Source organism: Microcoleus sp. D3_18_C4, assembly GCF_036702355.1.
Classification (GTDB): Bacteria; Cyanobacteriota; Cyanobacteriia; order Cyanobacteriales; family Microcoleaceae; genus Microcoleus.
This window is the reverse complement of sequence record NZ_JAUBTF010000005.1, coordinates 95,896-116,696: the sequence shown is the minus strand read 5'-3', so window position 1 is coordinate 116,696 and position 20,801 is coordinate 95,896. Positions and strand designations below refer to the sequence as shown.

Here is a 20,801-nt window from a genome sequence, read left to right as displayed (position 1 = left end):
GCACAACATGATTTGTGGCAGCGTTACTGCTCTTGTGTGCCTCTTGAAACTGACGTGCAGAAGATCCGGCCCAGTTGTCGGGCGCAGTTCGATCCGATTCTCCCGTCGCTAGTGGCATTTGTCTGGGAATACAGCAGGCGCGTGAGGGCGAACTCCTCAGTCCGGTGGCGCTCTGGACGATCGCCCACGGTTGGCACCTTCCTCGGTTAAAGTAAGTAGTCGCTGGACGCTTAATGAGAAAGTGCCTTAATTAGATAACAGAGCACTTGCATCTGTCAAGAGTTAACTAATGAAAAATTATTGCATCTCATGATAGGGGGTCTCACCCCTCTATTTCCTTGGACATCACTTGCGTAGTATGGTTGATTGTCAGGGCTAGACAAACGACCGCCTAAAATGCTATGGCAAAAGTTAAAAAATATTGTCATATAGGCAATGAGAGGAGTCAATAAATTCTCTCAACTACTCTTGACAATAAATATCATCTAGCCTACTATGCTTAAAGTCGATAGCCGTAAAGCCCCTGAAGCTGATATCGAAGCTGGCGCGGACTGAAATCGCCCCGGAGCCATTGCCGAACAGCGCGATCGACAACAAAACGTGAAAACAAGCGCTCATACCCGAATTGAAGACTCAAACGCGCTGATGGGAGACTCGTAACGCCCGACAACTGTTCACAGAAAGTCTATGTGGAAAGAATTGGGCGGAACTGGTTGGCGTACTGCAAACAAGATTTATAGGTAAAAAGAATCGATGAGTGACGCAAGCATTAAGGGAAACCAACTCACCGAAAGTTGTACCAATTTAGTAGAACTTCTAAAAAACAGAGCATTACACCAACCAGAGCAGAAATATACTTTTCTGTTAGACGGAAAAACTGAAACCGCCAGTTTGACTTATCGAGAGTTAGATGCGATCGCCCGATCGCACGCCACGCGACTTCAGACATTGGGAGTCACTGGCGAACGAGCGTTACTGCTTTTCCCGCCAGGATTGGACTATCTCGCCGCCTTTTTTGGATGTTTGTACGCCAAAGTGATCGCAGTTCCCCTCTATCCGCCGAAGCTGAAACGGAATTTAGCGAAAATTAGTGCGATCGCCAAAGACGCAGGAGCAAAAGTTGCGATCGCTCCCGCGCGACACTTGGAAAATTTAGAGCAGCTATGCGATCAAGCGCCGGAACTCAAAGGGCTGCACTGGCTGACAGCAGAGGCGCTTGCCGATGACGGCGAAAAGTGGCAGCAGCCACCCATCCATCCCAACGAAGTGGCTTATCTTCAGTACACCTCCGGCTCAACCTCCACCCCCAAAGGCGTAATGGTGAGCCACGCCAACGTTTTGTACAACATCGAATACATTCACCGAGGCTTTCAGCACGATGCCGAAAGCGTTGCCGTAACGTGGCTTCCCCCCTTTCACGACATGGGGTTAATTGACGGATTGCTCAAACCTTTGTATCTGGGAATTCCCTCTTACTTCATGCCACCAGCGGCGTTTATTCAGAACCCGATGTCCTGGTTGGAAGCGATTTCGCGCTACAAAGCCACCCACAGCGGCGGGCCAAATTTTGCTTACGACTTGTGTGCTAGCAAAATCAGCAAAATCTTGGGCGATGGCGAAAAAATGCTCGACTTGAGTAGTTGGCGCGTGGCCTATAACGGCGCAGAACCCATCCACAAAGAAACCCTAGAGAGATTTACCAAAGCTTTTGAGCCCTGCGGTTTTCACGCCAATGCCTTTTGTCCTGCTTACGGAATGGCAGAAACCACGCTAAAAATTGCCACGGTTCGCAGCGGCGCAACACCGACTTTCTTACCTGTTGACGCGGGGGCGCTGGAAAATAATCACATTGTAGAAGTTTTGGAAGGCGATCGTGGCGCGAGAACTTTAGTCGGCTGCGGTTTCCCTGAATTTGGCACTAAAGTTGCGATCGTCAATCCCGAATCTCTGACGCAATGCCAGCCGCACGAAGTCGGAGAAATTTGGGTAGCTGGCGAAACAGTGACGCGAGGCTATTGGAATCGCCCAGAAGAGACAGAAAAAACCTTTCAAGCATATCTTTCAGATACCAGCGAAGGGCCATTTTTGCGAACAGGAGATTTAGGCTTTTTACGCGACGGAGAACTGTTTATTACAGGGCGACTCAAAGATTTGATTATCATCCGAGGTCGCAATCTTTACCCCCAAGATATAGAAAGAACGGCAGAGCAAAGTTACCCCACTTTACGGTTGGGGGCTAACGCAGCATTTTCCGTAAAAATTGCCGACACTGAACAACTCGTTATTGTCCAAGAAATAGAATCTCGCAAAACACCGACCAATAGCGAGGAAATTATCAGCGCCATCCGCGATCGCATTGCGATCGAATATGAAGTACAAGCCTATGGAGTAGTGCTGATTAAGCCGGGAAGCATTCCGAAAACTACCAGTGGTAAAATTCAACGTCGCGCCGCCTGTGCTGACTTTCTAGCTGACAAATTGGAAGTTGTCGTCAGTAGCATTTTAGAGTTAGCTGATTCGGTGGAAATCGAGAATCGCCTCACGCGAGAAAATCTGCTGACAGCCGAGTTAGCCGAACAGCAGGCACAGTTAGAAACCTATTTGCGACAGCAGGTAGCGAGGGTGCTGAAAGTCAGCATTTCTCAAATCCAATCAGCACAGGGTTTTAGTAACTTGGGTTTGGATTCATTGGCGGTCTTTGAATTTAAAAATCAGATCGAAACCGATCTAAAAATAGCTTTATCAATAGAAGACTTATTCCAGGAATTAAGCCTTGCTCAACTGGCTGAAAAAATTTTAGAAAAATTGGCAGAAGCGCCGAAAATAGCGTCTATTCAGGCAGTTTCTCGCCTACAAAACATCCCCCTGTCTTTTGCTCAAGAGCGCTTATGGTTCTTTGACCAATTGGAACCAGGAAACCCCTTTTATAACCTCTGCGGTGCAGTTCGGATCACAGGACAACTTAATGCAGAAGCACTCAGGCAAAGTATTGAGAAAATTATCGAGCGACACGAGATTTTGAGAACTGCGTTTGCCGCTGTGGAAGGGCAACCGATACAGGTTGTCGCTGCTGCGGGCGATTTCCAAATGCCGCTGATAGATTTGAGCTCACGCTCTCCAGACGATCGCCAGGCCGAGGTGCAAAGGCTGTCTGCGGAAGAAGCGCGAGCTCCCTTTGACTTGGGGCAAAGCTCTCTGCTGCGCGCCAAACTGCTGCGCCTGGGCGAAACAGAACACGTCTTACTTCTAACCGTGCATCATATCATTTTTGATGGTTGGTCCCTAGGCGTATTTCTCCGGGAGTTGGCAGAATTTTATCAAGCTTTTTCTAGCGATCGTTTACCCTTGCTTTCCCCGCTGCCAATTCAATACGCCGACTTTGCCACATGGCAGCGCCAGCAGTTGCAAGGAGAAATATTAGAGACGCAACTGGCTTACTGGAAGCAGCAGTTAAGTGGCAGCTTGCCGATTCTAAATTTACCAACAGACTTTCCTCGCCCCGCCGTTCAAACGTTCCAGGGTGCGAGACAAACTTGGGAGTTGCCCAAAGATTTGAGCTTGGCCCTGGCCGGGTTGGGCCAGCAAGAAAAAGCCACCCTATTTATGACGTTGCTGGCAGCCTTCAAGACGCTGCTTTACCGCTACACGGGGCAGACAGATATTTTAATTGGCTCTCCCATCGCCAGCCGCAATCTCCGCGAGATTGAATCATTAATTGGATTTTTTGTCAATACTTTAGTGCTGCGGTCTGACTTAAATGGAAATCCGACTTTTCGAGAGTTGCTAAGGAGCGTGCGAGAGGTGGCATTAGGCGCTTACGCGCATCAAGATGTACCGATTGAGAAGCTGGTCGAGGAGTTGCAGCCAGAGCGAGATTTGAGCTACTCGCCACTGTTTCAAGTGGGGTTTGCCTTGCAAAACGGCTTGACGCAGACTCTAGAATTGCCAGGGCTGACATTAAATTCCCATGAAATTGATACCGAAACCGCTAACTTTGACTTGACGCTATTTCTGGAAGAAACCGAGCGGGGGTTGACGGCGACGTGGGAGTACAGCACGAATCTGTTCCAACCCAGCACGATCGCGCGGATGCACGGGCATTTTCAGATTTTGCTGGAAGGAATTATCGGCAATGCCGACACGCGCATTTCAGAGTTGCCATTGTTGAGCGATCGCGATCGGCATCAACTCCTAATCGAGTGGAATAATACGCAAGTCGATTATCCAAAAGATTCCACCATTCACCAATTATTTGAAGCGCAGGTCGATCGAAATCCCGATACAATTGCAGTCGTATTTGAAGACCAAAAACTTACCTACCGCGAACTGAATGAACGAGCAAATCAAGTCGCGCACTACCTGCAAAAACTCGGTGTAAAACCAGAAGTTTTGGTGGGAATTTGTACGGAGCGATCGCTCGACATGATTGTCGGTTTGCTCGGCATTCTCAAAGCAGGCGGCGCTTACGTTCCCATCGATCCGAGTTATCCCCTAGAGCGCATTGCCTATATTTTGTCAGATGCTCGAGTAAAAATCCTTGTAACTGAGCAAAAAATGCTGGCTTTACTGCCAGAACAGGAAGCGCAATTGGTATGCTTGGATGCAGATTGGGGTAGAATTTCTCAACAGAGCCAAGCGAACCCCGACCAACGCGCTAACTCCGACAACTTAGCCTACACCATTTACACTTCCGGCTCTACAGGAAAACCAAAAGGCGTACAAATCTACCACCAGTCTTTGGTCAACTTCTTAAATTCCATGCGCGAGGCTCCGGGATTAACAGAGTCGGACATTTTACTGGCGGTCACTACCATCTGTTTTGATATTGCGGCTCTAGAAATTTATCTGCCCTTGATGGTAGGGGCAAAGATAGTATTAGCAAGTCGAGAAGTCACCGCCAATGGCGAACTATTGCTCTCTACATTGCAGAACTGTGGTGTCACAGTTTTGCAAGCAACGCCTGCCACATGGCGCTTGTTGCTGGCGGCTGGCTGGGAAAGTAGCCCTCAATTAAAAATGCTCGCCGGCGGCGAAGCCTTGCCACGAGAACTGGCCGATCGGCTATTAGAAAAAGGCGGTTCTCTGTGGAATATGTACGGGCCAACAGAAACGACAGTTTGGTCAACAACTTGCCACGTCAATGCTTTGGAATCTCGGCATCGACGCCAAAATGTTCCTGAGACGATCGGACGCCCGATCGCGAATACTGAAATCTACATTCTCGATGGCAATCTCCAAGCGGTTCCGGTGGGAATTGTTGGCGAACTGCACATCGGCGGTGACGGATTGGCTAGAGGTTATCTGAATCGCCCGGAATTAAACGCCGAAAAATTTATTTCTCACCCATTCCGCGATCGCCCGGGGGCGCGCCTGTACAAAACCGGGGACTTAGCCCGATACCTGAGCGATGGAAATATCGAATATGTCGATCGCATTGACAATCAGGTCAAGGTGCGGGGCTTCCGCATCGAACTCGGCGAGATTGAAGCGGCATTAAGCCAGCACCCGAACGTGCGACAAGCTGTGGTTGTGGTTCGAGAAGATGAACCAGGCAATAAATGTTTAGTGGCTTATGCAGTGCTCAGCCAAGAGGGCGCGATCGCCGCAAGTGAATTGCGTTCTTTCCTGAAGGAGAAGCTGCCGGAATATATGCTGCCTTCGGCTTTTGTGCTGCTAGATGCGCTGCCGCTGACGCCGAATGGAAAAGTAGACCGCAAAGCGCTGAAAGCGCCCGATACAGAAAACTTCCCATTAAACGCCGCTTTGGCACCTCGCACTCCGGAAGAACAGTTACTCGCTGAAATTTGGAGCAATGTACTCGGCGTCAAACAAATAGGAATTGGCGACAATTTCTTCGAGCTCGGAGGACATTCCCTGCTAGCAACGCAACTGATTGCTAAAGTGCGAGAAACGTTTCAGGTAGAGTTGCCGCTGCGGAGTTTGTTTCAGTCTCCGACGGTGGAAAGTTTGGCAGAAGCGATCGCCATCGCTAAAGCGCAGCAGGCGATCGAATCTCGCCCCATTGCACAACTGCCGGAAATCGTCCCCGATCCTCAAAATCGCTGGGAACCTTTTCCGCTCAATGAAATGCAGCAGGCTTACTGGATCGGGAGAAATAGCTTTTTTGAAATGGGAAATGTCGCCATTCACGGCTATGTAGAAATTGAAGGTGACGATATAGATTTAGAGCGGTTTAGCCTCGCGTGGCAGCGAGTGGTGGAACGCCACGATATGCTGCGCGCGATCGTCCATCCAGACGGGCAACAGCAAATTTTAGAAACAGTGCCAGCTTATGCAATTCCAGTATTAGATTTGCGCGGACAAAGCCCAGAGGCGGTGAATTCCCAACTCGAAGCAATTCGCGAATCCCTGTCTCACCAAGTGCTGCCGCTCGATCGCTGGCCACTTTTCGACATTCGCGCCTCGCTTATACGCGATCGCCGCATCCGCTTGCACGTCAGCATTGACGCCTTGTGCATTGACGGTTGGAGCTATCAAATTCTCTTCGGAGATTTGGTGAGGTTTTACCGCAATCCCAACGCAGCGATTCCCTACGGGATAGCTCCGCCGCGCGCGCCTTTGCAACTGTCATTCCGCGACTACGTTTTAGCTGCGATCGCGCTCCAAGATTCCTCATTTTTCCAGCAATCTTTAGAGTATTGGAAAAATCGCCTCGCCACTCTGCCACCAGCGCCCGAACTCCCCTTAGCCAAGCATCCGAGTTCCCTGACACAGCCTCGCTTCAAGCGCTGGAGCGCTCAGTTAGAGCCGGAAACCTGGAAAAAACTTAAAGCCAGAGCCGCGCGATCGGCGCTTTCTCCGACAAGCGTTTTGCTGGCTGCTTATGCCGAAGTTCTTAGCCTGTGGAGCAAAAGCCCTCGGTTTACCCTCAACGTGCCGCGCTTCAATCGCCTTTTACTCCACCCGCAAGTCAACGACATTATCGGCGAGTTTGCCTCGTTTACTTTGCTGGAGGTAGACAACTCGCGCCGAGAAAGTTTTGAAGTGCGGGCGAAACGCCTGACTCAGCAGCTTTGGCACGATTTAGAGCACCAGTACGTCAGCGGCGTGCGCGTTTTGCGAGAATTGGCGCAACTGCACCGGATGACATCGGCGGCACCGATGCCAGTGGTATTCACGACTAATCCGCAGAATAACGCCGGACAAAGCGATTCTTCCATACTGGGCGCGATCACAGAAATCGGAGAGGTTGTTTATGTCGTCGGTCAAACTCCCCAAGTTTGGATAGACAATCAGTACAGCGAAGCTGGCGGCACTCTATTCTTGAACTGGGATGCGGTGGAAGAACTCTTCCCGCCAGGGATGATTGACGATATGTTTGACGCCTATTGCCACCTGTTGCAGCGCCTCGCAAGCTCGGAGTCAGCTTGGCAGGGAACGGCGCAGTTGCAGCAGCAACCCGTGGCTAAGGGCATCGAAGCACCCATTCCCGATGTATTGCTGCACGAATTGTTTGCTGAGAAAGTCACGTCGCGATCGCAGCAATCCGCCGTGATTACTTCAACGCGCACCCTCACCTACGAGGAACTATATCTGCGATCGAATCAAGTCGCTCACCGATTGCGGAAGCTGGGAGCTCGCCCTAACCAGTTGGTTGCCGTGGTTATGGAAAAAGGATGGGAGCAAATCGTCGCTGTGCTGGGCATTCTGGCATCCGGGGCAGCTTATTTGCCCGTAGATGCGGCGCTGCCAAAAGAGCGGCTGTGGTATTTGCTGGAAAATGGCGAAGTTGAGATTGTTTTGACGCAATCTCAGTTAAATCAGCGCCTGGAATGGCCGGAAAATGTGCGGCGAATTTGTCTCGATAACGACGAATTGGCTGCCGAAAGCAGCGAAGCTTTAGAGGCGGTGCAGGAACCGGAAGATTTAGCTTATGTGATTTATACTTCCGGCTCAACAGGCTTGCCGAAAGGCGTGGCGATCGCGCATCGCGGTGCAGTCAATGCGATCGCTCAGACCAACCAAGTGTTTAATGTGGCCGAGTGCGATCGCGCGATCGCAGTCACCGCACTGCACCACGATATGTCGGTTTACGATATCTTCGGCATCCTAGCAGCCGGAGGAGCGATCGTCATTCCTGATGCCACACAACGGCTAGACCCCGCTCACTGGGCCCAATTGATGGTAAAAGAGCGCGTCACCATTTGGAACTCGGTGCCGCCGATGATGGAAATGCTGCTCGATTACGCTGGCGGACGTTCTGAAGTGTTGCCAGAGTGCTTGCGCTGGGCGTTTCTCGGCGGAGACTGGATACCGATAACCCTGCCTGAGAGGTTAAGGGCGATCGTCAAAGAATGTCGCGTTGTCAGTGTCGGCGGGCCAACGGAAACTACCCTTTGGAATATTTGGTATCCGGTAGAAACTGTTGATTCTTCTTGGAACAGCATTCCCTACGGATCGCCGATCGCCAATACACGCTATTACATTTTGAATCAAAGGCTAGAAGACTGTCCCGTCTGGGTTGCCGGCGAGATGTGCTGTGCCGGAGTTGGACTGACAAAAGGATACTGGCGGAATGAAGAAAAAACTCGCGCCAGCTTCGTCACACACCCCGTCACAGGCGAACGCTTGTACCGAACGGGAGATTTAGGGCGCTTCCTTCCTGACGGGAATATCGAATTTTTAGGGCGAGAAGACTTCCGCATCAAAATTCGGGGATACCGCATCGAGGCGGGAGAAATTGAAGCCGCTTTGAACCAGCACCCGGCAGTGCGATCGTGTGTAGTAACGGCATTCGGGGAAGATCGCAGTCAGAAACGGTTAATAGCGTATGTGGTTCCCCAACAAAATGCAGCGCCAGAAACTTGCGAATTGCGGCAATTTCTCAGCCAAAAGCTGCCCGAATATATGCTGCCGTCTGCCTTTGTCATGCTGGAGGCGCTGCCGCTATCTGCCAATGGAAAAGTAGACCGCAAAGCTCTTCCGGCACCGAATGCCGCCTTCCTTCCGAAAACCTTTGTCGCGCCTAACACCCCGGTTGAAAAAGTTCTCGCAGGCATCTGGGCTGAAATACTCGGAGTGGAAAAAATCGGCATTCACGACAACTTTTTTATCGATTTAGGAGGGCACTCCCTATTAGCAACGCAAATCATCTCAGCCGTGCGCGACACCTTCGGGGTAGATGTCCCCCTGCGCTCCTTCTTCGAGTCGCCTACCGCATCCGAGCAAGCAGCTGCCCTGGTGGAAAATCCCGCGCAGCGAGAGAACGTTGAAAATACCGCTCAATTGCTGCTGAGTCTTGCGGAACTTTCCGATGAAGAAGTAGAGCGAATGCTAGCCGAGAAAACTTCTCTCCCCGATCGGGAATTGGCGATCGCCTCTCCATCTACTTATTAATTCCAGCAGTCTAGTCAAAATTAATCAGGGTCAAATGAGCTATTTGAAACTATCTGCAAAAAAACGCGCATTGCTGGAAGTGATGCTACGAGAAAAGGGGGTAGAATCCTCAAGCGATCGCAGAATTCCTAGAAGGAAAGAAGGCGACTCGCTCCCCTTGTCTTTCGCCCAGCAACGGCTGTGGTTTTTCGACCAGTTCGAGGCGGGAAAATCTTTCTACAATCTCCCAGGCGCTATCCGGCTCAAAGGCAAATTAAATGTGGCCGTGTTGGAGCAAACTTTCAACGAAATCGTCAACCGGCACGAAGCTTTGCGATCGACTTTTACTGAGGTTCAGGGACAGCCAATTCAAGTCATTGCTCCTCCTGGAACTCCCCTGCGACTGCCAGTAATAGACCTGCGAGAACTGCCCCAGAGCGATCGAGAGGCAGCCGTAAACCAGCTATCTGCAAAGGAAGCGCAACAGCCCTTTGACTTAGAACGAGGCCCCTTGCTGCGGACATCTTTGCTACAGCTTAGCCAAGAAGAATACGTTTTGCTGCTGACGATGCACCACATCGTTTCAGATGGCTGGTCCATAGGAGTGCTGGCGCGGGAACTCGCGGCAATTTACGAAGCCTTATCCGCCGGAAACCAACCGCAGCTTCCAGAGCTTCCCGTGCAGTATGCCGACTTTGCGATCTGGCAGCGCAACTGGCTCAGCGGCGAAGTGCTGCAAACTCAGCTTGCGTACTGGAAGCAGCAGTTGGAGGGAGCGCCTCCCTTGCTGGAACTGCCTGCCGATCGACCCCGACCTCCAATTCAGACCTCCGAAGGCGCCACCCAGTCGCTATTGCTGTCTCAGGAGCTGACAGCCGCCCTCAAAAACCTCAGCCAGCGGGAGGACGTTACCCTGTTTATGACGCTGCTGGCGGCATTTAAAACGCTGCTTTACCGCTATACAGGGCGGACAGACTTGCTAGTCGGCTCGCCGATCGCCAACCGCAACCGCGCGGAAATAGAAGGGCTCATTGGCGTATTCGTCAATACGCTGGTGTTGCGGACTGACGTTGCCGGCGATCCTACTTTTCGAGAATTGCTTCAACGCTTGCGCGAGGTGACTTTGGGAGCCTACGCGCACCAAGACTTGCCATTTGAGAAACTGGTTGAGGAACTGCAACCCGATCGCAGTCTGAGTTATAACCCGGTATTTCAGGTTATGTTCCAGTTGCGGAATAACCCCATGCCGCCCTTGGATCTGGCCGGATTAACTTTAAGTCTGCTCGAGGTCGAAACGAATACGACGCAGTGTGATTTGAGCTTGGATTTAGAAGAAGTGGGGGAAAGGCTGCAAGCCTCAGTGCAATACAGCACGGATTTGTTCGATCGCGCCACCATTACCCGGATGCTCGGACACCTGCAAACCTTGTTGGAAGGTATCGCCGCTCATCCAGAGCAGCATCTCTCCAGCTTGCCCCTGCTGACTGCTGCGGAAAAGCAGCAATTGCTGGACTGGAATAACACCAATACGGGTTATTTGCCCGACCAGTGCCCGCAGGATCTGTTTGAAAAACAGGTGCAGCAAACCCCCGACGCCCCGGCGGCAGTCTTTGACAACCAGCAGCTAACCTACCGACAGCTCAACGCCAAGGCAAACCAAATCGCCCATTACTTGCAAAAGCTGGGAGCAAGGAAAGAGGTGCTGGTGGGCGTTTGCGCCGATCGCTCCCTGGGGGCGATCGCGGCTTTTCTGGGCGTCCTCAAAGCAGGTGCAGCCTACCTGCCCCTAGACCCTGCTTACCCGCCGAAGCGCTTGGCTTATATGCTCGAAGACGCCGGGGCACCACTGCTGCTGACGCAACAACACCTGTTAAACAAGCTCCCCCCGCACTCCTGCAAAGTCGTTTGTTTGGACGCAGACTGGGAGCAAGTTGCCCTGGAGAGCGAAGAAAACCCCTCTAACACAGCCACGCCTGAAAACCTCGCTTACGTTACCTACACCTCGGGTTCTACTGGACGCTCTAAAGGGGTGGCAGTCAATCGCAGCAGTCTGGTAAATGCCTATTTAGGCTGGAAAACCGCTTATGAGCTTCGCTCTGGGGTAACATCTCACCTGCAGATGGCCAGTTTCTCCTTCGACGTTTTTAGCGGCGACTTGATGCGATCGCTGTGTTCTGGCGGCAAACTGGTGCTGTGCGATCGCGATTTGCTGCTCGCGCCGCAGGAACTCTACGAACTGATGCGGCAGCAAAAGATCGACTTTGCCGAATTCGTTCCCGCCGTCTTGAGGAACCTGATCCAGTACCTAGAAGAGAGCGGACAGCGGCTCGACTTTATGAAAATCGTCGTCTGCGGCTCAGACAGTTGGTATGCCTCGGAATATGAAAAATTCCGGCAATTTTGCGGCCCTGAAACTCGGTTGATTAACTCCTTTGGCATCACTGAAGCCACCATCGACAGTTGCTATTTTGAAAGCGCGACGGGAAATTTAGCGGGCGAGCAGTTAGTGCCCATCGGACGGCCCTTTCCCAACACCCAGCTTTACATCTTAGACGCTTCCTTGCAGCCCGTGCCGATCGGGGTTCCCGGAGAACTGCACGTCGGCGGTGCAGGCTTGGCGCGAGGCTATCTCAACCGCCCCGAATTAACTGCTGAGAAATTCATTGCCAACCCCTTCTGCGAAGAAATTTCTGCTTTCGGGCCTTCAAATCGCCTTTACAAAACTGGGGATTTAGCTCGCTACTTGCCAGACGGCAATATCGAGCTAATTGGTCGCATTGACAATCAGGTGAAAATTCGCGGCTTCCGCATCGAGCTCGCAGAGATTGAGGCGGCACTCTCCCAGCATCCGGCAGTGCGGGAAAGCGCGGTTTTGGTGTGGGAAAAGGCGAATGCTCGCAAGCGTCTCGTCGCTTACGTCGTCCCCGACGCCCGAGAGCAAAATTCTTCACTCTCTTCTAGCGAGCTGCGCCAGTTCCTGCAAGAACGCTTGCCAGAGTATATGGTGCCGTCTGCCTTCGTCTTGCTGGAGAAACTGCCTCTAACGCCTAACGGCAAGCTCGATCGGGCTGCGCTCCCAGCGCCAGACTTGACGCGATCCGACTTGGAAGAGACTTTCGCGGCTCCTGGCAGCAGCCTCGAGCAGCAGCTAGCCAGTATTTGGATGGAGGTTCTCGGAATCGAGCGAGTGGGCATACACGACAACTTTTTCGAGTTGGGCGGAGATTCGATTCTCAGCATTCAGATTGTCGCCAAAGCCAATCGAGCGGGGATTCAACTGACTCCCAAACTGCTATTCCAGCACCAGACGATCGCGTTTCTGGCAGCCGCTGCTGGCACTGTCGAGGCTGTGCGAGCCGAGCAAAAACCGGTGACGGGCGCGGTGCCGCTGACTCCCGTGCAGCAGTGGTTCTTTGAAGAAAATTTTGCCTTTGGGCATCACTGGAATCAAGCCGTGATGTTAGAAGTGCGGCAACCCCTCGAAGCAGTGCTGCTGGAGCGAGCGTTCGCGCAACTTCTGACGCACCACGACGCCCTGCGCCTGCGCTTTGCCCCCGGCGAATCTGGCTGGCAGCAGTTCAATGCGGAACCGGGGGGAGCCGTGCCGTTTGAAAAATTAGATTTATCTAATGTGTTGACAAATGAGCAAAATTGTGCTATTTTGTCTAAAGCCGATTCACTACAGGCAAGCTTAAACCTGTCAGAAGGACCGATCGCGCGCGCTGTTCTGTTCGATCTGGGGGCGCAGCAACCTTCGCGCCTGCTAATAGTTATCCACCACTTAGCTGTCGATGGCGTATCGTGGCGAATTTTGCTCGAAGACTTGCAGAATGCCTGCGAACAGTTGAGCAGGGGTCTTGCAATCTCGCTGCCGCCGAAGACGACATCTTTCAAACATTGGGCACAGCGGCTGGTTGAATATGCTCAGTCAGAAGCATTGCACCAAGAATTCGATTACTGGCTGGCACACCTGCAAAAGCCGATTTCTCCCCTGCCAGTAGATTTCGCTGGGGGAAGCAATGCGGTAGCGCAGTCGCGCATCGTGTCGGTGGCGATCGCTGCTGAAGACACTAACGTCTTGCTGCACGAAGTTCCCAAAGTCTACCGAACCCAAATTAACGACGTGCTGCTGGCAGCACTGGCGTGGGCGTTTGCCCAGTGGACCAGAGAGCGCTCGCTGCTGGTTGATTTAGACGGGCACGGGCGGGAAGATATCTTCCCAGATGCAGACGTTTCGCGGACTGTAGGTTGGTTTACTTCCGTGTTTCCGGTACTGCTGTCGATCGGCGAAGCTTCCACTCCCGCAGATGGCTTAAAGGCTGTGAAAGAACAGTTGCGCGCCATCCCAAATCGCGGTATGGGTTACGGGTTACTGCGATATCTCGGCGGCGAAATTTCCCAGAAACTGATCTCCCTCCCGACCGCCGAGGTGAGTTTCAATTACTTCGGACAGTTCGACCAAGTTCTCCCTGAATCATCTTTATTTGCCCTGTCTGGGGAATCCGTCGGGCAGCCTTTCAGTCCCGAAGGAAACCGCAGCTATTTGATAGAAATTAACGGATTTGTTGCGGGCGGGCAGTTGCGAATGGATTGGACTTACAGCGAGGAAATTCACCGACGTTCTACGGTGGAGAATTTAGCGCAAAAATTTGCCGAAGCGCTGCGAGCGATCGCCCTGGCTTCCCAGGAACCCGAAGCATTCGGCTGCACTCCCTCTGACTTTGCAGAATTCAAGTGGAGTCAGTGGACGCAAAACGACCTAGAAGACATTCTTTCAGCAATTGGAAAAGTTTGAAATGGGCAAAGCAAACGTTGAAGATTTTTACCCCCTCTCGCCCATGCAGCAGGGGATGCTCTTTCACACCCTCTACTCTCCCAACTCCGGAGTTTATTTCGAGCAATTAACTTGCACGCTTCGCAAACTGGCGAACGCGCAGGCATTCAAGCAGGCGTGGCAGCACGTGACGGATCGACATCCCATCTTGCGTACTTCCTTCGTCTGGGAAGGCGTCAAAGAACCCGTTCAAGTCGTGTACCGGCAAGTCCAACTGCCTTGGGAGGAGTGCGACTGGCAAGGGCTCGCGCCCGCAGCACAGCAACAGCAGCTAGAAACCTTTCTCAAAAGCGATCGCGATCGGGGTTTCGATATGCGGCAACCGCCGTTGATGCGGATGACTCTCATCAAACTGGCAAAAGATACTTATTATTTCATCTGGAGCCACCACCACCTGCTGCTAGATGGCTGGTCTAACCCCACGATCCTCACAGAAGTCTTTGATTTTTACCAAGCCGAACTCAACGGCGAGCAATTGTCCTTGCCGCGCCCGCGCCCCTATCGCGACTACATTGTGTGGATACAGCAGCAGAATTTGTCTGAGGCTGAGTCGTTTTGGCGGCAGCGCCTCCAAGGCTTTACCGCACCCACGCCGTTGCCAATTGAGCGGAATTTTGGGTCCGCAGCGGGAGAAGAAAGCGATCGGGAACAGCAAATCCTGCTGCCTGTAGCGACAACAGCAGCGCTGCGATCGTTAGCTCGGCAGCAGCAATTGACGCTGAACACTCTAGTGCAAGGAGCCTGGGGGCTGCTTCTGAGCCGCTACAGCGGCGAGGAAGACATCATTTTTGGAACGGTTGTCTCCGGTCGTCCACCAGACTTGGCGGGAGTAGAATCGATGGTGGGGCTGTTCGTCAACACCCAGCCCGCGCGCGTCAAGATTCGCCCAAAAGACTCGCTGCTGTCTTGGCTCAAGCAGTTGCAGGATCGACAAATAGAGGCGCGGCAGTACGAATACAGCCCCTTGGTAGAGGTGCAGCGGTGGAGCGAAGTCCCGGGCACGCTGCCTTTGTTTGACACCCTGGTAGTTTTTGAGAACTATCCCTTAGAGTCTTCTTTGCAGAAGCGGGTTAAAAACCTGGAAATAGAAAGCGTTCTTTCTTTTGAAAAGACGAACTATGCCCTAACGCTGACGGTGGTGCCGGGTGAGGAGTTGGCGCTCAAAATTGGTTACAACAGCAACCGCTTTGAGGACAGTGCGATCGCGCGGATGCTCGGACACCTGCAAACTTTACTAGAGGGAATGACTGCCAATCCTGAGCGGAAACTGTCAGAATTGCCCCTATTGAGCGCCGCCGAACGCCAGCAATTACTTGTCCAGTGGAACGACACCCAAGCGGATTACCCCAAAAATTCCTCAATTCACGAATTATTTGCAGCGCAAACAGAGCGAACCCCAGATGCAGTAGCTGCAATTTGCGAAAATGAACAATTGACTTACCGCGAATTGAATGCCAAAGCCAACCAAATCGCGCATTACCTGCAATCTCTAGGTGTAAAACGCGAAGTTTTGGTGGGAATTTGCTTAGAGCGATCGCTGGAAATGCTGGTAGCCATTTTGGGCATTTTAAAAGTCGGTGCCGCTTACGTTCCTGTCGATCCTGCTTATCCCCAAGAACGCCGATCCTTCATGCTGGCGGACGCAAAAGTTCCGATGCTTTTGACTCAAAAAAACCTCCTAGAAACCCTCCCCGAACACAGCGCAAAAGTCGTCTGTATCGACGCCGAATGGGAGGAAATTTCCCGCCAGAGCGATCGCAACCCCGCTGTTAAAGTGGAAGCCGAAAACCTCGCTTACGTCCTCTACACTTCCGGCTCCACAGGCACTCCCAAAGGCGTACTCGGCACCCACCGAGGCACAGTCAATCGCTGTTTTTGGAACCCCTACCCTTTTATCGAAAAAGATATTTGCTGTCAAAAAACGTCCTTAAATTTTGTCGATTCGGTTTGGGAAATTTTTGCTCCTTTGCTGCATGGGTTGCCCACTGTGATTATTCGCGATCGAGCCGTCAAAGATATTAACCAATTCATTCAGACTTTATCAAAACAAAATGTAACGCGACTGGTGCTGGTTCCTTCTTTGTTGCGCGCTATCTTAGATTCATTCCCTGATGTAGACAGGCGTTTGCCTCAATTAAAATATTGGATTTGCAGCGGAGAAACTCTGCCGCTGGAACTTTGCCAGCAATTTCGAGAGCAGATGCCCCAACGGGTATTAATCAATCTTTATGGCTCTTCTGAAGTAGCTGCGGACGTGACGTGGTACGATGCAACTCACTGTGTTGAGAAAGTTCCCATCGGTCGCCCGATCGCCAACACGCAAATTTATCTGCTCGACCGCAATTTGCAACCCGTTCCCATAGGAATTCCCGGCGAGATTTACGTCGGCGGCGATGGATTGGCACAGGGCTACTTAAACCGCCCCGACTTAACCTCGGAGAAATTCATTCCTAACCCGTTTGGACAAGAAAAATTAGATTTTCTCGGTAATTCTCATCAAAAAGTTTTGTTCACAACAGGCGATATCGGTTGTTACCTGCCGGATGGTAATATAGAATTTCTGGGCCGTGACGATTGCCAAGTAAAAATTCGCGGTTTCCGCATCGAACTAGGAGAAATAGAGGCAGCACTTTCTCAACATTCTTCTGTGTCCACCGCTGCTGTTTTGCTTCAAGAAAAAGCACCGGGCAGTCAACGCCTAGTCGCTTACCTAGTTCCTAACTCAGGGCTCATAAATCAGCACCCAGAACTTATTTCCGAACTGCGTTCATTCTTGAAGCACAAACTGCCCGATTACATGGTGCCTTCAGCTTTTGTGCTATTAGATGCGCTGCCACTAACGCCCAACGGAAAAATTGACCGCCTCGCCTTATCTCAAAGGTGCGATTACGTTTCTGAGGAAACAGCCTTCACTGAGCCACAAACGCCCACAGAGGCAGAAATCGCTGAGATTTGGACTGCTCTTTTAGGGCTAGAAAAAGTAGGAACTAACCAAAACTTTTTTGACCTCGGCGGTCACTCTCTGATGGCAACACAGTTAATATCGCGAGTGCGATCGTGCTTTGGGGTAGAGTTAGCGCTGTGCGATTTTTTTGCCGCTCCCACCATTGAGAATTTAGCTGAACTAATCGAGGAAGAAATTCTGGCAAACGCCGATTCTAACCAGATAGATAAATTGCTCGCTCTCTTAGAAAAGAGTGATGGAGACTCAGCACAAACTGTGATGCTGACTGAGTAAATATCGGCTTGGTGAAAAAACACAAACAGCCCTTTTATCCTTAAGGCTTCGGTGGGGATAGGAGATAATAAAAACCCTCTAAAAGGATTGATTCGGGATGAGTAAACTAACAGTACAAGCCAAAGATTGTCAAGATGTAATGCAGCCCTTAAAAGCCTGTGTTACCCCACTTGAAAAAAAGTTAATGGAGCTATTCAGTGCTTCAGAAAAGTCCTTTTTGGCAGAAGAAGCAATGGAGGAGCGAATTTCGGGCCTAGTTCAAGACTTTTTGTACGCAAAAACCGCTAGTACAGATATTGACTTAGAGTTAATTATTCAGGAGTTTAGGGAAAACAAAATTCCCGCCCTTCCTACAGATGTTGGGAATTATATCGATGATTTGACCCAAACCCTCGTTGCCCATTCCATTCACACATCTTCCCCCCGATATATCGGTCACATGACAAGCGCACTTCCCTATTTTGTGCGCCCGATCGCGAAGCTTTTAACCGCGATGAATCAAAATTTGGTCAAGATGGAAACTGCCAAAGTTTTAAGCCCCTGCGAGCGCCAGACTTTGGCAATGATGCACCGATTAATTTACGATTTTTCTGAGGATTTTTATAACCAGCACATTCAAAAAAGTGACAGCACGCTCGGTATCATGACAACGGGCGGCACCCTAGCTAATATTACAGCTTTGTGGTGCGCTCGCAACGCTTCTTTAGGGCCAAAAAATAACTTTAGTGGCATTGAAAAAGAAGGCTTGTACGCAGCTTTAGAGTTTTACGGCTACAAGGGAATGGTGATAATCGGCTCCAATTTGATGCACTATTCTTTTGAAAAGGCTGCTGGTTTATTAGGCATTGGCGATCGCAATCTCCTAAAAATTCCCACTGATTGCAATCACCGCATGGATTTGGCAGCGCTGCGCCAAACTGTGGCCGAATGTCGCGATCGCAATCTGCACATTCTGGCAATTATCGGTATTGGAGGCAGCACCGATTCGGGAAGTATCGATCCGCTTCCAGAAATAGCCGCGATCGCCCAAGAAGCAAACGCTCACTTTCACGTCGATGCCGCTTGGGGCGGGCCCGTGCTTTTTTCCGAACGTCACCGGCACAAATTCGCAGGCATTGAACTAGCAGATTCCGTCACCATAGATGGACACAAACAAATGTATTTGCCAATGGGAATTGGTCTGGTTTTATTCCGCAATCCCCAAACCGCCAAAGTTATTGAAAAACACGCACCCTACACGGTGCGAAAAGACTCCATCGATTTAGGCAAGCGCTCTCTCGAAGGATCTCGACCAGGTGCGAGTTTGTACTTGCAAGCCGCCTTGAATATCATCGGCCATCAAGGCTATGAATTTTTGATAGATGGAGGCATCCATAAAACGCAGCACTTGGCCAATTTAATTCGGGAAAATCCAGCCTTTGAATTGCTGCTAGAACCAGAAATTAATATTCTTTTATACCGCTACATTCCAGAAACATTCAGGGAAAAAGCAGCCAAACAACAACTAACCGAAGCAGACAATCATTTCATTAATCAATTTAACGAGCGCCTTCAGGAAGCCCAGCGGCAAGCCGGTCACACCTTCGTATCGCGAACAACCCTGCAAAACACCTGTTATGGCAAAACCATTCCCATTGTTGCTTTTCGAGTCGTCCTTGCCAACCCCCTTACCACTGAAGCAGATATCAACATTGTTTTAAACGACCAGCTCAAAATAGCAGCAAAGCTTTCCTTAACTATCACAAACAGCGACCACTGCGAGGAGGTGAATCATCATGTCTACTAATCGTTCAGAACGACTAAAAAACCTCTCGCCCCAGAAGCGAGCGCTCCTCCTCAAAGCATTGGGCAAACAGGCAGTACAGGCTGAGCAATCTCAGCGCATTCCCAGGCGATCGCAGCAACATACGGCTCCCCTTTCTTTTGCCCAGCAACGGCTGTGGTTTCTCGATCGATTGTCTCCCGAAAACCCTGCCTACAACCTTCCTGCTGCTGTGCGTTTGCAAGGGCAATTGAATTTGTCGGCACTGCAACAAACACTCAATGAAATTGTCCGGCGTCACGAAGTTTTACGCACTGCTTTTGCAGAAGTGGACGGGGAACCTGTCCAACTGATTTCTCCTTCCTTGGATTTCGCTTTGTCGGTGGTAAACTTGCGACATTTACCAGAAACTGAGCAGCAAGCTGAAATAGAGCAGCGTACTCTTGAAGAAGCCCAACGCCCCTTTGACTTAACGCGAGATCCCTTACTGCGGGCCACTCTGCTGCAACTGGGTGCGGCAGAATATGTGTTGCTGCTGACAATACACCACATTATTTCTGATGGTTGGTCTATGGGGGTATTGGTGCGAGAAGTAGCCGCACTTTATGAAGCTTTTTCCACTGACAAACCCTCCCCGCTGCCTGAACTTCCCGTGCAGTATGCCGACTTCGCCAGTTGGCAGCGGCAGCATTTCCACGGAGAGAAATTAGAAAAACAGCTCGCTTATTGGAAACAGCAATTGGGAGGCGGTTTAGCTGTACTGTCAACAGATAAGCAGCGCTCTCCCGTGCAAACTTTCCGAGGGTCGCAGCAATCTTTTGTTATTTCTGCTTCTTTAACTGAAAGGCTGAAAACGCTCGCGCAGCAACAAGATGTCACGCTATTTATGACGTTGTTGGCAGCATTTCAATCATGGCTATCCTGCCACATAAAGCAGGATAACCTCGCTATTGGCTCTCCTATTGCCAACCGGACATTCCTTGAATTAGAGGAACTAATTGGATTTTTTGTCAATACTTTAGTGCTACGAATTGACACCGCCGGTCATCCAACTTTCCGCGAACTACTCGGTCGAACACGCGAGGTAGCGTTAGCAGCTTACGCTCACCCCGATGTTCCTTTTGAAAAGCTTGTGGAGGAATTGCAGCCGGAGCGAAATCTCAGCTATAACCCGCTGTTTCAAGTGTGGTTTGTACTCCAGAATGCACCCATGCCACCCCTGGAGTTAGCTGGTTTGACCTTGAGCATTTTGGAATTCGATGTCGGTATGTCGAGACACGACTTAAGCCTCACTCTCTGGGAGGATTCAGAAGGAATTCAAGGCTTATTTGAGTACAAAACAGACTTATTTGAGGCTGCGACTATTGCCCGAATGGTGAGAGGTTTTCAAATCCTCCTCAACCAGGTAGTCATCCAGTCAGATATCAGAATCGACGACTTGGCAGAAATTCTTGCCGAAGCAGAAAGGCAGCACCAAATCGAGCAGCAAAAACAAATTCATCTTTCGGGAATTCAAAAATTAAAAATGGCTAAACGCAAAGTTATGAAAAGTTGAAAATGATGGCTCATATCAATTCCGGTTGCATTGGAATGATTAAACCGCAGAGAACGCAGAGAACGCAGAGGAAGAG

At 50.8% G+C, this 20,801-nt stretch carries 7 protein-coding genes; 6 read left to right on the top strand and 1 reads right to left on the bottom strand.

From position 1 onward, the window contains the following. Window positions 1-74: 74 nt before the first annotated feature. Window positions 75-215, top strand: coding sequence for a hypothetical protein (locus QUA90_RS04010; protein WP_333322894.1), 141 nt, complete (start codon window positions 75-77; stop codon window positions 213-215). A 247-nt stretch (window positions 216-462) separates the two neighbouring features. Here QUA90_RS04010 and QUA90_RS04005 read toward each other — a convergent pair whose 3' ends face one another. Then, window positions 463-618, bottom strand: coding sequence for a hypothetical protein (locus QUA90_RS04005; RefSeq protein ID WP_333443960.1), 156 nt, complete (start codon window positions 616-618; stop codon window positions 463-465). A gap of 135 nt (window positions 619-753) precedes the next feature. Here QUA90_RS04005 and QUA90_RS04000 point away from each other — a divergent pair, with 135 nt between their 5' ends. From QUA90_RS04000 to QUA90_RS03980, 5 genes are all read left to right on the top strand, one after another. Beyond that, entirely contained in the window at window positions 754-9,357 is an 8,604-nt protein-coding gene (locus QUA90_RS04000) for an amino acid adenylation domain-containing protein (RefSeq protein WP_333443958.1), read from the top strand. A 34-nt stretch (window positions 9,358-9,391) separates the two neighbouring features. Next, window positions 9,392-14,131 (top strand): amino acid adenylation domain-containing protein, encoded by a 4,740-nt coding sequence (locus QUA90_RS03995; RefSeq protein WP_333443956.1) that lies wholly within the window; start codon window positions 9,392-9,394, stop codon window positions 14,129-14,131. Window position 14,132: 1 nt separating this feature from the next. Then, window positions 14,133-17,408 (top strand): amino acid adenylation domain-containing protein, encoded by a 3,276-nt coding sequence (locus QUA90_RS03990; RefSeq protein ID WP_333443954.1) that lies wholly within the window; start codon window positions 14,133-14,135, stop codon window positions 17,406-17,408. Between the two features lie 97 nt (window positions 17,409-17,505). Further along, entirely contained in the window at window positions 17,506-19,194 is a 1,689-nt protein-coding gene (gene panP, locus QUA90_RS03985) for a pyridoxal-dependent aspartate 1-decarboxylase PanP (protein WP_333443952.1), read from the top strand. Further along, window positions 19,184-20,725 (top strand): condensation domain-containing protein, encoded by a 1,542-nt coding sequence (locus QUA90_RS03980; protein WP_333443950.1) that lies wholly within the window; start codon window positions 19,184-19,186, stop codon window positions 20,723-20,725. Before panP ends, QUA90_RS03980 begins: the two co-directional genes overlap by 11 nt. The last annotated feature ends 76 nt before the right edge of the window (window positions 20,726-20,801 follow it).

Bases quoted from the DNA above. Each gene is read 5' to 3' on its own strand.
- QUA90_RS04005 (WP_333443960.1), bottom strand. From the start codon at position 618: ATGAGCGCTTGTTTTCACGTTTTGTTGTCGATCGCGCTGTTCGGCAAT.
- QUA90_RS04000 (WP_333443958.1), top strand. From the start codon at position 754: ATGAGTGACGCAAGCATTAAGGGAAACCAACTCACCGAAAGTTGTACC.
- QUA90_RS03995 (WP_333443956.1), top strand. From the start codon at position 9,392: ATGAGCTATTTGAAACTATCTGCAAAAAAACGCGCATTGCTGGAAGTG.
- QUA90_RS03990 (WP_333443954.1), top strand. From the start codon at position 14,133: ATGGGCAAAGCAAACGTTGAAGATTTTTACCCCCTCTCGCCCATGCAG.
- panP (WP_333443952.1), top strand. From the start codon at position 17,506: ATGAGTAAACTAACAGTACAAGCCAAAGATTGTCAAGATGTAATGCAG.
- QUA90_RS03980 (WP_333443950.1), top strand. From the start codon at position 19,184: ATGTCTACTAATCGTTCAGAACGACTAAAAAACCTCTCGCCCCAGAAG.